General features: G+C 39.2%; 10 protein-coding genes. 7 read left to right on the forward strand and 3 right to left on the reverse strand.

Annotated features, from left to right (window positions below):
* Window positions 1-7: 7 nt before the first annotated feature.
* Together coaA and htpG are read right to left on the reverse strand one after the other, a co-directional pair.
* Window positions 8-961, reverse strand: coding sequence for a type I pantothenate kinase (gene coaA, locus OLM34_RS07875; protein WP_264406438.1), 954 nt, complete (start codon window positions 959-961; stop codon window positions 8-10).
* A gap of 225 nt (window positions 962-1,186) precedes the next feature.
* Window positions 1,187-3,079, reverse strand: a complete 1,893-nt coding sequence (gene htpG, locus OLM34_RS07880; RefSeq protein WP_264406439.1) for a molecular chaperone HtpG — start codon at window positions 3,077-3,079, stop codon at window positions 1,187-1,189.
* A 401-nt stretch (window positions 3,080-3,480) separates the two neighbouring features.
* Between htpG and OLM34_RS07885 the strand changes: the two genes are divergently transcribed.
* On the forward strand, window positions 3,481-3,987 hold the full coding sequence (locus tag OLM34_RS07885; protein WP_264406441.1) for an RNA polymerase sigma factor: 507 nt from the start codon (window positions 3,481-3,483) through the stop codon (window positions 3,985-3,987).
* A gap of 83 nt (window positions 3,988-4,070) precedes the next feature.
* Here the strand turns inward: OLM34_RS07885 and lon are convergent, their stop codons facing one another.
* Window positions 4,071-6,557 (reverse strand): endopeptidase La, encoded by a 2,487-nt coding sequence (gene lon / locus OLM34_RS07890; protein ID WP_264406443.1) that lies wholly within the window; start codon window positions 6,555-6,557, stop codon window positions 4,071-4,073.
* Window positions 6,558-6,714: 157 nt separating this feature from the next.
* Between lon and OLM34_RS07895 the strand changes: the two genes are divergently transcribed.
* The 6 genes from OLM34_RS07895 to OLM34_RS07920 all read left to right on the forward strand — a co-directional run bounded on the left by OLM34_RS07895 (window position 6,715) and on the right by OLM34_RS07920 (window position 13,060).
* Window positions 6,715-7,434: a tRNA1(Val) (adenine(37)-N6)-methyltransferase gene (locus OLM34_RS07895; RefSeq protein ID WP_264406444.1), complete on the forward strand. Its 720-nt coding sequence runs from the start codon at window positions 6,715-6,717 to the stop codon at window positions 7,432-7,434.
* Window positions 7,435-7,533: 99 nt separating this feature from the next.
* On the forward strand, window positions 7,534-8,619 hold the full coding sequence (locus OLM34_RS07900) for an NAD/NADP-dependent octopine/nopaline dehydrogenase family protein (RefSeq protein ID WP_264406445.1): 1,086 nt from the start codon (window positions 7,534-7,536) through the stop codon (window positions 8,617-8,619).
* On the forward strand, window positions 8,616-10,202 hold the full coding sequence (locus OLM34_RS07905; protein WP_264406446.1) for a cobalamin-dependent protein: 1,587 nt from the start codon (window positions 8,616-8,618) through the stop codon (window positions 10,200-10,202). The genes OLM34_RS07900 and OLM34_RS07905 overlap by 4 nt, the downstream gene beginning before the upstream one ends.
* Before the next feature lie 406 nt (window positions 10,203-10,608).
* A complete protein-coding gene (gene hpt / locus OLM34_RS07910; RefSeq protein WP_264406447.1) occupies window positions 10,609-11,145 on the forward strand; it encodes a hypoxanthine phosphoribosyltransferase in 537 nt (178 codons plus the stop codon).
* Window positions 11,146-11,298: 153 nt separating this feature from the next.
* On the forward strand, window positions 11,299-11,994 hold the full coding sequence (locus tag OLM34_RS07915; protein ID WP_264406448.1) for an energy transducer TonB: 696 nt from the start codon (window positions 11,299-11,301) through the stop codon (window positions 11,992-11,994).
* An 88-nt stretch (window positions 11,995-12,082) separates the two neighbouring features.
* Window positions 12,083-13,060, forward strand: a complete 978-nt coding sequence (locus OLM34_RS07920; RefSeq protein ID WP_264406450.1) for a polyprenyl synthetase family protein — start codon at window positions 12,083-12,085, stop codon at window positions 13,058-13,060.
* The last annotated feature ends 22 nt before the right edge of the window (window positions 13,061-13,082 follow it).

A 13,082-nucleotide genomic window follows, 5' to 3' on the forward strand; every position in this document is an offset into this window, starting at 1 on the left:
GCTCTTCTTAGATTTTACGGATTCTTACTCCTCTGACAAAATGACATTCTCCTTTTTCCAATATCAGATCAGCGCGGAAACGGGTGGGTAAAATGTTTTGCTTTAAATTAGGAAGATTGATTTCATCCCAAACTTTATTCGCAAATTCCATCAGTTCTTCTTCTGAATAGGAGGCATAACGATGAAAATAGGATTCAGGATTCCGAAAAGCGGTTTCCTGGAGTTTTTTGAAACGTTCCACGTACCATTTGCGAAGATCTTTTTCGGCGGCATCTACATAAATGGAAAAGTCAAAAAAATCGGAGACAAAAACTTTGTGCCTCGATTTTTTGTTTATTGTAACCTGCAGAATATTAATACCTTCTACAATTAAGATATCCGGCTTTTCAATTCTCTGTATTTGGTCGGGCATCACATCATAATACAGATGCGAATACACGGGAGCTTCAAGAATATCGCGTCCCGATTTCACGTCGGCCAGGAAAGATAGCAGCCGTTTGGCATCGTAGCTTTCGGGAAACCCTTTTTTATTGAAAATTCCTCTTCGTTCGAGTTCGGTATTCGGGTATAAAAAACCATCGGTCGTGACAAGTTCAACTCTCGGGGTTTCGGGTGTCATGGAAAGCAATTTCTGCAGAACACGTGCAGTAGTACTTTTCCCCGCTGCTACACTGCCGGCTATGCCGATGATATAGGGAATGCGCTGACTGGGGTTGTCGAAGAATTGGTCGCGTTCGTTATGCAGATTGCGGTAGTGCGTAATGTGTATCTGCAACAACCTTATCATCGGAAGATAAATCTCTTCAATCTCTTGTATGGTAAGCGGTTCATTAAGCGCTTGCAGTTGTGAAACATCGATGTCGGAAACCGGAAACATCGGGTGTTCCTCCAACTTGCTCCATTCTTCTCGGGTAAAACTCCGGAAAGGTGAGTAGGTTGCCTCGTAAGGTTGTTTATTCATTTTATTTATTTTCGTCCTGCAAATTTACACGATAATTTTATCATTAGAGTGCTAACAAGTAAAAAATCCTTTTTTACAAATTCTATTTGCTTTATTGAAGATAAATTGGGCTTGGAAGGAAAATAAATAGTAATTGGATAGAGGTAAAAAAACCGGTAAACAATGATAAATCATTTACCGGTTCTCAATGACTTTGACTTCTTCTATAGACCCTTGTGAATTCCCTTACATCATATCAATGCTGCGTTTGATAAAATCACTGAGCGCTTCTCCTTTCAACATGTTGTTGGAAAGCAGAGCGAGGTCTATCATTTGTTTCAGTTTTTTATTCTCCGAAGCATATGGGATGAGTTCCTCTTTTTCTTTTCCTGCTGTTTCGCTAACAATTTCCTTGATTAGCGGGTGCTGGGTGTTGACCACTACCTGATAGATATCCGGCATTTCGCCATAGAACGACATACCCGGTTGTATAGCTGACATGTCTTTCATACGGCGCGCAAATTCATCCTGGGTGATTTGAATGGGTTTGCCGGTTTCTCCCAATGCTTTAAATTCCACGACAAATTCTGTTTTGTCCATCTTTGGCAATTGGGATTTCACTATTTCGCTCAGTGCTTCTTTTTCCTTATCGGAAAGTTCGACTTTTGCTGTTTCTTCTTTTTCGATCAGATGTTCAACCGTGTCGCTATCTACACGTACAAAACGGGTTTTTTCGAACTTATGTTCGATGAGACCCATCCACGGGATGTCAAGTTGCCCGTCCATTAGCAATACGTCGTATCCTTTTTCTTTTGCTGCATCGATGAAGGCATATTGATCGTCCTTATTCGTAGCGTACAAGTAAACCAACGTGCCGTTTTTGTCCGTTTGATTGCTTTCGATAAGCGTCTTGTATTCTTCCAGGGTAAAATATTTACCGTCAATGTTTTTTAGCAGACAGAATTTAACGGCTCTTTCGTAAAATTTTTCTTCCGTCAGCATGCCATACTGGATAAACAACTTGAGTCCTTCCCATTTTTCTTCGAATTGAGAACGATCTTTTTTGAAAATTTCTTCCAGTTTGTCTGCAACTTTTTTGGTAATATGATTGGAGATTTTCTTCACATTTTTATCGCTCTGCAGATAAGAACGGGAAACGTTCAACGGAATATCCGGTGAGTCGATTACGCCATGAAGCAGCGTTAGAAATTCCGGTACGATACCTTCAACCGAATCGGTTACAAATACTTGATTGCAGTACAGCTGAATCTTGTTTTTTTGTAAATCGAGGTTGCTTTTTATGCGAGGGAAGTACAAAATTCCTGTCAGATGGAAAGGGTAATCCACATTGAGGTGGATCCAAAACAACGGTTCATCGAAGGTCATCGGGTAGAGTTCGTGATAGAAGTTGAGATAGTCTTCATCTTTCAATTCCGATGGTTTCCGTTTCCATAACGGATTGGTATTATTGATGATGTTGTCTTCATCCGTTTCGACATACTTCCCGTCTTTCCATTCCTGTTTTTTCCCGAAAACGATGGGAATAGGCAGAAATCTACAGTATTTCTTTAATAGGGATTCGATTTTTTCTTTTTCTAAAAATTCTTTGTTTTCATCGTCAATATATAAAATGACATCCGTTCCTCTATCCTTTTTCTCGGCTTCTTCTATTTTATAATCGGGCGTTCCTTCGCAAGACCATTTAATAGCCGGAGCATCTTCTTTGTATGATTTGGTAATGATTTCTACTTTTTTAGAAACCATGAAGGTTGAATAAAAGCCCAATCCAAAGTGACCAATGATAGCATTTGCACTATCTTTGTATTTGTCCAGAAATTCATTGGCGGAGGATAGGGCTATCTGATTGATATATTTATCGAGTTCTTCCGCGGTCATGCCGATTCCTCGATCGGATATCGTCAGCGTTTTTGCTTTTTTGTCGATCGAAACCCGTATGGACAGATCTCCCAATTCTCCTTTGAATTCGCCTTTATCGGCCAGCGTTTTTAGTTTCTGAGTCGCATCAACTGCATTGGATATGACTTCACGCAAAAATATTTCATGATCGCTGTACAAGAATTTTTTGATGATGGGGAATATATTTTCTGTCGTTACCCCGATACGTCCTTCTTTCTCCATATATCTTATTTTTTATATGATTATTCCTTATCGTAAGGAGCAAATAATATGCCATTTCGTCATCAATTTAGGAATAAACCATTTTTTCTTTATTACGACTGTCTTATTGTCGATAACGAATGACCGGTATGTGTTATTCTTGTAATTTATTTTTCAGTTTACAGATATAGATATAATCGATTAGTAATAGGCGGTTAATTTCTATATTATTTAACATACTATATATCTGGTAATCAACGAATAAGATGTCCGATTCATTTGTTAACACTATTTAATTATAAGGAGAGAAAAAATAATTGTGTTTTTTAAAAATATATTTTTATCTTTGTTCTGGATGAAAGTGGAAAGATTTTTGATAATCTAAATACTGTAAGTCCGTTAACACACAAAAAATGATTCTTATGAAATCAAATGATTCTTTCGAAAACAAACTCCTTGGGTTGCAAGATAACATGCTTAATTTTGCATTGACGCTTACAGCAAACAGAGAAGAAGCACGAGATTTGATGCAGGAAACAACGCTCCGCGTGTTGGACAATAAAGAGAAATATTACGAAAATATTAATTTTAAGGGCTGGGTTTTCACCATTATGCACAATATTTTCGTGAATAATTATCGCAAAGTAGTGAGAAGCCAGACAGTCATAGATAAAACAGAAAATTTATATCATTTGAACTTGCCTCAAGATTCGGGTTTTGATACCCCCGATGGTGCTTATACGATTAAAGAAATTAATATGGCAATCAATAGTTTTACCGACGAATATAAAATTCCTTTTTCGATGCATGTTGCAGGATACAAATATGAAGAAATTGCTCAGCATTTGGGTCTTCCGATCGGAACAGTAAAAAGTCGAATTTTCTTTGCTCGGAAACGTCTTCAGGAGATGCTCAAAGATTTCAGATAAGAAATGAATTTAATTTTATCTGTGTATATATCCATAAAAAAACCCTGCTGAACTGCAGGGTTTTTTTATGGAATAAATGATAATCAGTTATCTATTTGCAATTCGGTTTTTTCTTTTTTGATGGCAAAATCTTTTGGGTTTTTTACTTTCTGTTTGAGTAAAGCAATATCCAATACCTCTTTTACGTCATTCACATAGTGAAATTTAAGTCCTTTCAGATAAGAGGGTTTAATTTCATCTATATCTTTTTTGTTTTCTGCACTCAAAATAATTTCTTTGATTCCGGCACGTTTGGCAGCTAAAATTTTTTCTTTGATGCCACCCACCGGCAGTACCTTCCCTCGCAACGTAATTTCTCCTGTCATAGCCAGATTGGCTTTCACTTTTCGCTGTGTGTATGCCGAAGCCAGAGAGGTGATCATTGTTATACCGGCTGAAGGTCCGTCTTTAGGAATAGCTCCTTCGGGAACATGAATATGGGTATTCCAGTTTTCGAAAACTTCCGGATCGATACCCAGCTCTTCGGCATGAGAACGAATATATTCCATAGCTAACATGGCCGATTCTTTCATTACATCACCCAAATTGCCGGTTATGGTGAGTTTGGATCCCTTTCCTCTGCTTAGCGAACTTTCAACAAACAAAATTTCTCCGCCTACGGCTGTCCATGCCAGGCCGGTTACAACACCTGCATATTCGTTTCCTTGATAACTTTCTTTGGTATAGGGCTCCACACCGAGGTATTCGTTTAAATCACTAACTTGCAGTTCTTTGGGATATTCTTGGTTATCGGCTATTTTTCGGGCTATTTTTCGTAGAATTTTTGCAATTTGCTTTTCCAATTCACGTACACCCGATTCCCGCGTATAATTTTCGATTATTTTTTCCAGGGTCTTTTTCGGGATATTGAAAGCATCTCGAGGAATGCCGTGATTATCCAATTCTTTGGGAAGAAGATGACGTGCAGCTATCTCGATTTTTTCTTCGGTGATATATCCACCCACATTAATCAGTTCCATCCTGTCCAAAAGAGGCTGAGGAACAGTGTTCAGGTTGTTGGCGGTAGCAATGAAAAGAACTTTCGACAAATCGTAATCGATGGAAAGATAATTGTCGTGAAATGCCGAATTTTGCTCAGGATCCAACACCTCAAGCAGTGCAGAAGCCGGGTCGCCACGAAAATCGCTGCCAATCTTGTCAATTTCATCCAGCACAAAAACAGGATTGGAGGATCCGGCTTTCTGAATATTTTGAATGATTCTCCCGGGAATGGCACCGATATATGTGCGGCGATGCCCTCTGATCTCTGCTTCGTCATGCAATCCTCCAAGAGAAATACGAACGTATTTACGGTTCAGCGCTTCGGCTATGGATTTTCCCAGCGAAGTTTTTCCTACCCCGGGAGGTCCGTACAAACAAAGGATGGGCGATTTCATATCTCCTTTGAGCTTCAGAACGGCTAAGTGTTCGATAATGCGTTCTTTTACTTTTTCCATCCCGAAATGATCGCGATCGAGAATTTTCTGTGCATTTTTCAGATCGAAATTGTCGGGTGTAAATTCATTCCACGGCAATTCCAAAATGGTTTGTAGATATCCGTATTGTACGGAATAATCGGGCGACTGTGGATTTAATCGTTCCAGCTTTTTTACTTCTTTTTCGAATATATCGGCAACCTCCTTACTCCATTTTTTCTCTTTCGCTTTTTTACGAAATTCGTCGATTTCGATTTGTTGGACATTTCCTCCCAACTCTTCCTGAATGGTTTTGAGTTGTTGTTGCAGGTAATATTCTTTTTGCTGCTGGTTAAGATCTTCGCGAGTCTTCATCTGAATATTCATTTTCAACTCCAATACCTGCATTTCGCGATTCAAGATCATCAGCAGCCGATAGGCTTGTTCTTTTTCGTCATCAATGTCGAGTAATTCCTGTTTTTCGCGACTGTCGATCGGAAGATTGGTAGCGCAATAGCTTACCAGCATATCCAAAAAAGCTTCATTGTTTAGGGTTTGCAACAATTCTTTGGGTGGTTCGCCCAATAGTTGCAGCATTTGGATCATGGTGTCGCGGATGGAATCGAGAATGGCTACATATTCTTTATCGTCTTTCGAAGCAGGGATAGATTCTCTTATTTTATACCTTGCTTTAAAGAAAGGTTCCGATTGCACCATTTCATTCCATTCGAATCTTTTTTTTGCTTGAATGATGATGCTGAGATTATCATTGGCCAATTCGATCACTCTCATTACTTCGGCAATAACGCCGACGGGGTACAAATCGTCCGATTCGGGATTTTCGATAGTGCCATCTTTTTGGCATACCAATCCAATATAGCGTTGTTTTTTCCCCAACGACTTAATGAGTTTAAGCGATTTTTCTCTACCCACCGAAATGGGGAGACTGCTTCCCGGGAAAATAACGGTGTTTCGTAGGGGTAAAATAGGTATGATATCGGGTAGAAGCGAATTGTCTATTTCTTTGTTGTTATCCATAAAATCGTCAGCAATAAAAGAAATATAATTAGGATTCGTTTCTTCAGTATCGTGGCTGTATATTTTTCGTTGAAACATAATCAATCTTTACTTCAATGACTTATAATATAATTTTCTGCTTTTATGAAAAGAAAAGCTTTTCCATTGCAATAATGCAAACAAAAATAGGACTATTTTGTTTAATGATGTATAATAAAGTCTCAAAATCCATGCCAAATATATCATGACTTGTAATATGTCGGCTTCTTGTTTCCGCTTTAAGCGATTTTCGGTCTATCATGATCGGTGTGCAATGAAAGTAGGTACAGATGGGGTATTGTTGGGGGCGTGGACTTCGGTAGCTCAAAGCAAAAATATATTGGATGTGGGAACAGGATCGGGATTGGTTGCTTTAATGCTTGCTCAGCGAAACGAATCAGCCGATATAATCGCCATTGATGTGGATGCCGATGCTGCGGTTCAGGCAAAAGAGAATGCGATAGCATCACCTTTCAACGATCGGATTGAAGTGGTCAATATCTCTTTTCGTGATTTTGTGGAGCAAACATCCGTTAAATTTGATGGTATTGTGTGTAACCCTCCCTTTTTTGCACATGCGTTGTTGCCACCGGATAAACGGCGTAGTGAAGCTCGTCATGCTTATTCACTCCCAATTGAAGATTTACTTTTTCTGAGCAGAAAAATAATTTCATTGCATGGAAAGCTTTCTTTTATTTATCCTTTTGAAAGGAAGTCTTTTTTGCACGGATTAATTCATGAAACAGGATGGTATATTCATCGTCAGACTGATGTATATCCCACACCACACAGTTTCCCGAAGCGGTTATTATTGGAATTATCGTTGGTTCCTTCTGAGGTCGGTACGATTCATAAGCATTTGGTGATTGAAATGGAGAGGCATCATTATTCGGAAGAATTCGTTCAGTTGGCAAAAGATTTTTATTTGTATTTGTAAGAGTCTTGTTGCAAGAGATGGAGATAATTTAATTTATTAAAGAAGTGCCTATTTTTTTGATATACACTTAGTATTATAACCTTTATAATTTTTACAGCTATGGTTAAAATAACCGTAATCGGAGCAGGAAATGGGGGGCAAGCCCTTGCAGGATATCTGGCCATGAAAGGTTTTGATGTTGCCCTTTTTAATCGATCGAGAAGGAGAATATACCCTATAATAGAGACGCATAAGATCAAAATGGAGGGGCAGGTTGATGGAGAATATGAAGTATCTTTTGCGACAACAAAAATCGATGAGGCGATGAAGGGAAGAAAGCTCTTTATGGTTGTTGTGCCGGCTTTCGCTCACAAAGAAATTGCAGAAAAGATGGCTCCTTTTCTTGAAGACGGACAGATTATCGTTTTGAATCCCGGCAGGACGGGTGGAGCGTTGGAGTTTTACAATACGTTGAAAAGGAAAGGTGTAAAGAAGGATGTTATTGTTGCAGAAGCGCAAACTTTTATTTTTGCTTCCCGAATGTCTAATCCCGGTGTTACCCGAATTTTCAGAATAAAAAATGCTGTACCTGTTTCGGCTCTCCCCGCGTCAAGAAATCCCGATTTAGCCGAAACATTGCAGGAAGTAATGCCCGAATTTGAGATTGTTAAAAACATCATATATACAAGTTTTAATAACATAGGCGTTGTTTTGCACCCTGCTACCTTAATTTTGAATGCTGCTCGGGTTGAAACAACTGCAGGCAAGTTCGAATTTTATTTTGAAGGCATTTCTCCTTCTGTTGCCAAAGTACTCGAAAAAATTGATGAGGAACGATGTCGGGTGATGAAGCTTTTTAATGTTCAACCGATGACCGTTAAAGAATGGTTGAGTTATGCCTACGATGTCAGTGGCCAAAATTTATATCATACCATCCGCAATAACGAGGGTTATCGGGGGATATATGCACCCACCAGCTTGGATAATCGTTATCTTTTGGAAGATGTGCCAATGAGTCTGGTCCCGATTTCTTCTTTCGGAAAAGAATTTGGAGTAGAAACTCCTGTTATTGATTCCATGATAAGTATAGCGAATGTTATGTTGGATGGCAACTTTTGGGAAACAGGGCGAACGGTCGAGGATTTAGGATTGAAAGGGTGGAGCATAGAAAAAATAATCAAATTCGTTGAGGAGGGGGAAGGATGAAAAAAATTTTAGGTGCTTCTGTGGGAAGTGATGTTCATGTTGCCGGACTTTTGAATTTTTTGGAACTTGCAAAAAAGGAAGGGTATGAAACCGTTAATTTGGGCGCAGCCGTGCCGATAAGTCGAGTGATCGAAAGCATCGAAAAAGAAAAGCCATCCATTGTGGCATTAAGTTACCGATTGGGAGCGGTTGCTTGGTCAAATCTATTGCATGAATTTTTAAAGGAAATAGAAAAAATAGATGTTGGCGATAATGTTGTTTTTATTTTCGGTGGAACTGCAGAAACTTCCGAAATTGCAGCTCAATCCGGCATTTTTAAGAAAATATTCGATGGGTCAGAAGAAGAGGAGGATGTTGTCCTCTTTTTACGCGGTCAGATAAAATTTCAAGAAAAAAGGAATTATCCGGATAATTTGCCGGAAAGAATCGCATTTAAATATCCTTATCCCTTGATAAGACATCATATCGGACTGCAAACTATGGAGGAAACCATAGAGGAAGTCAAAAAAATGGCGGAGTCCGAACTTTTGGAGATTATCTCTTTGGCACCGGATCAGAATTGTCAGCAATATTTTTTCGAACCCCATAAAATGCATCCCGCACAGGATGGAGCGGGTGGAGCACCGATACGCTCGAGAACCGATTTTGTGAGGCTTTATCAAGCAAGTCGAACCGGAAACTATCCCTTAATCAGATGTTATTCCGGTACAAATCGAATAGTGGAATTTTCCAAGCTTTTGAAAGAAACGGTTAACAATGCATGGGCGGCAATTCCTCTTTTTTGGTACTCCGAACTTGATCGTCGTTCCGAAAGAAATCTGTTTGAAGCCATAAGTGAAAATATGGAAGGCATAAAATGGAACGCTGCTCATGATGTGCCGGTTGAAATCAATGACGCTCATCAATGGGAGTTGAGGTATGCTCACGATGGATTGGCGGTTGCCACCACTTATCTTGCTGCTTATGTGGCGAAGAAACTTGGCGTTAAATGGTATATTCAGCAGTATATGATGAATACTCCTCCCGGTTTGTCGCCCAAAATGGATGTGGCAAAAGCTGTTGCAAAACAAGAACTGGTTGAATCGTTGGCCGACGAAGCGTTTATTCCGTATCGAATGATACGAACAGGATTACTTTCTTTTCCTGCCGATCCGGATAGTGCAAGAGGGCAGTTGGCGGCTTCGATGTTTTATGCTTCTTATTTGAAGCCACATATCATTCACGTCGTTTCCTATTGCGAGGCCATGAGAAGAGCAACTTCAAAGGAAATTTTTGAAAGTATAAAGTTGGTTCGCAGAGTCCATTCGATGGCTGCCAAAGGATTACCTGATTTTAAAGGTGATCCCGAAATACGCAGTCGGGCTGATTATTTAAAAAACGAAGCATGGGCTATCATTGAAAAAATCAAAAACTTATCTTCTCATATAGAGGATCCGTTGACCGATCCTCAAACGCTTTATCGAGCTGTTAAAACGGGTATATTGGATGCTGTCGGTTTGCAGGGGAATGATGTAGCAAAGGGCAAAATAAAGTTAAAGTATATAAATGGGGCATACGATTCGCTTAAAGATAATACAAGATGAATATAACCTGTAACTGCATTTTTTTTACCCGCTGAGAAAAAGCGTCGAATCGAATGATACCAAGTCCGTACCAAGTCCGTACCAAGACTGCACCAAGTCCGCTTATCGATTTTGCTGTTTTTTCGGCAAAAATGCAGATATTTTTTATGCCGAAGCCAAAAAATCCGACCTTTTTCTCCCTGCCTTGGAGCGAGCAAGAAGCGACTGTTTAGTAAATATGCTGCGGCTATGTCGGGATATTTTTAAAGTCCTTTAACTGTTTTGTACGTCTCCTGCATAAGTGAGGAGAGGTTTCTGTCAGCAAAAAATCGAATACAAACAATCACCGGCACCTGTTTCCTTTTAAAATCCATAAAAAGTTGTAATTTTGTCGCTTCGTTATTCCTTGTGATTTTGATTTTTGGATATGAAGAGTGTAAAAATAAAGGATAAAGAGTTTGAGCTGTTTATCGAATCGGGAAAAATAGCGAATAATATAGCTCGAGTTGCGGATCAGATCAACGCTGACCTAAAAGGGAAGAATCCGCTTTTTCTTGTGGTATTGAACGGGGCCTTTATGTTTGCAGCCGAACTCATGAAAAAAGTTTCGATTCCCTGCGAAATAACATTTATCCGTTTGGCTTCTTATAAGGGAACTTCAAGCACGGAGTCTGTAACAGAGATACTCGGCTTGACAGAATCGATCGAAAACAGAACCGTTGTTATTGTGGAAGATATCGTTGATAGTGGGAATACGTTGGCGACATTGATAGAAGAACTGAAAAAACATCATCCATGCGAAATAAAGATTGCCTCTTTGTTGTTGAAACCCGGAGCATTAAAATATGATCTTCAACCGGATTATATCGCGATGGAGGTACCTCCTGATTTTCTTGTTGGATATGGGTTGGATTATGATGGTTATGGGAGAAATCTTGCCGACATTTATAAGTTGAAAAATTAAACTCGTTACCGTATAAATACGGTAAAAGATGGGATTAGGATGTTTTTTTCAAATTTTTCTATTAAAATAAGAACATCATAAAGAAAAAAAATCTATCTTTGTTTCATAGAACAAAATGAATAAGTTTTAAATGCATAAACTATTATTTATATCATGGATAAGGATGAAATAAAAAAATCGCCGAAAGCGAATATCGAAAACCAAAAAGACATGGCTTTTTTAATGGGTCTTGTTATTGCTTTGGCCGGGGTATTCGTTGCATTTGAATGGTCTTCGAAAATAGCCCCGGTAGATAAAAATGTGATTGTTCAAGACGTTATAGCCGAGGAAGAAATCGAAATCACAAGACGTGATCCTGCACCGCCGCCGCCGCCGCCTCCACCTGAACCCGAAGCGCCTGAAATTATTGAAGTGGTAGAAGAGAAAGTCGAAACCCATTTCAATATTAATATAGAAGATGATCAAAGTAAGGCTCAGATTCAAACTTTTATACCACCGCCTCCTCCAAAACCTAAAGAAGAAGCAACAGAGGAAATTTTCGTTGTTGTAGAAGAACAGCCGGAGTTTCCGGGAGGACAAGCCGCTCTGATGAGGTTTTTGAGTGAAAATATCAGGTATCCGGTAATAGCGCAGGAAAATGGAATTCAAGGTCGTGTAATTTGTTCTTTTGTTGTTGAAAAAGATGGCAGTATTACTGACGTTCAAGTTGTGCGAGGAGTCGATCCCTCACTTGATAAAGAAGCCGTTCGCGTGATTCAGTCAATGCCGAAATGGAAACCGGGTAAGCAACGAGGTAAAGCCGTGCGAGTGCGTTTTACGTTGCCTATCGTATTCCGCTTGCAACAATAATAAATAAAGACATTAACGGTATTGATAAAAGCTGCTTTTAACAAAAAAGCAGCTTTTATTGCAATTTCACTTTTATTTTATCGATAAAATGACCTACAGTATACGTGATCTGGAAAATAGAATTCATGATGCCATAAAAAAAATACCGCTGGATTTGTCTCCACAGGCTTTGTATGATCCTATTCGTTATGTTTTATCTTGTGGCGGAAAAAGGTTACGTCCCATACTGACTCTCATGGCAACCAACCTTTTTAGTGACGATATCGGTTTATCGCTTTCTCCTGCAGTAGGTATAGAAATCTTTCATAATTTTACTTTACTGCATGACGATTTGATGGATCGGGCGGATATGCGTCGAGGGAATCCTACGGTACACAAACTCTGGGGGGATAATGCCGCTATTTTATCGGGTGATGCCATGTTGATACAAGCCTATACATATATTGCCGATGTTCCTCCGGTTGTGTTACCCGAGGTTCTTTCTCTTTTTTCCGTAACTGCCATGGGGGTTTGTCAAGGCCAGCAGTATGATATGGACTTCGAAAAAAGGATGGATGTAACGGAAGCCGAATATATGGAAATGATTCGGTTGAAAACAGCGGTTCTGATCGCATGTTCTTTAAAAATGGGTGCAATACTGGGTAATGCTTCAACTTTCGACTCGGATCTTTTATATCGGTTTGGCATTAATATCGGGATGGCTTTTCAGCTTAAGGATGATTTGTTGGATGTATATGGTGATGCCGAAACATTCGGTAAAAATATAGGTGGCGATATTGTTTGCAATAAAAAGACTTTTTTGTTGATCAAAGCACTTGAGAATTCCAACCCTTCACAACGGAAAGAGCTCAACAAATGGCTTGTTGCTAAAGATGTTGATCGGTTTTCAAAAATAAATGCTGTTAAAAATATTTATGATGAATTAAATTTGAAGGCAATTTCAGAAAGTCTCATAGAAAAATATTATCTTTCGGCATTCGATTGTTTATCAAATTTACCTGTTGCAGATGATCGAAAAAAAGAGCTGTTACTTTTGGCTGATAATTTGATGCAACGGGATAAATAATTAACCCAAGCGTGAAATAGCT

The organism is Anaerorudis cellulosivorans (assembly GCF_025943985.1).
GTDB classification, from domain to species: domain Bacteria; phylum Bacteroidota; class Bacteroidia; order Bacteroidales; family Dysgonomonadaceae; genus Anaerorudis; species Anaerorudis cellulosivorans.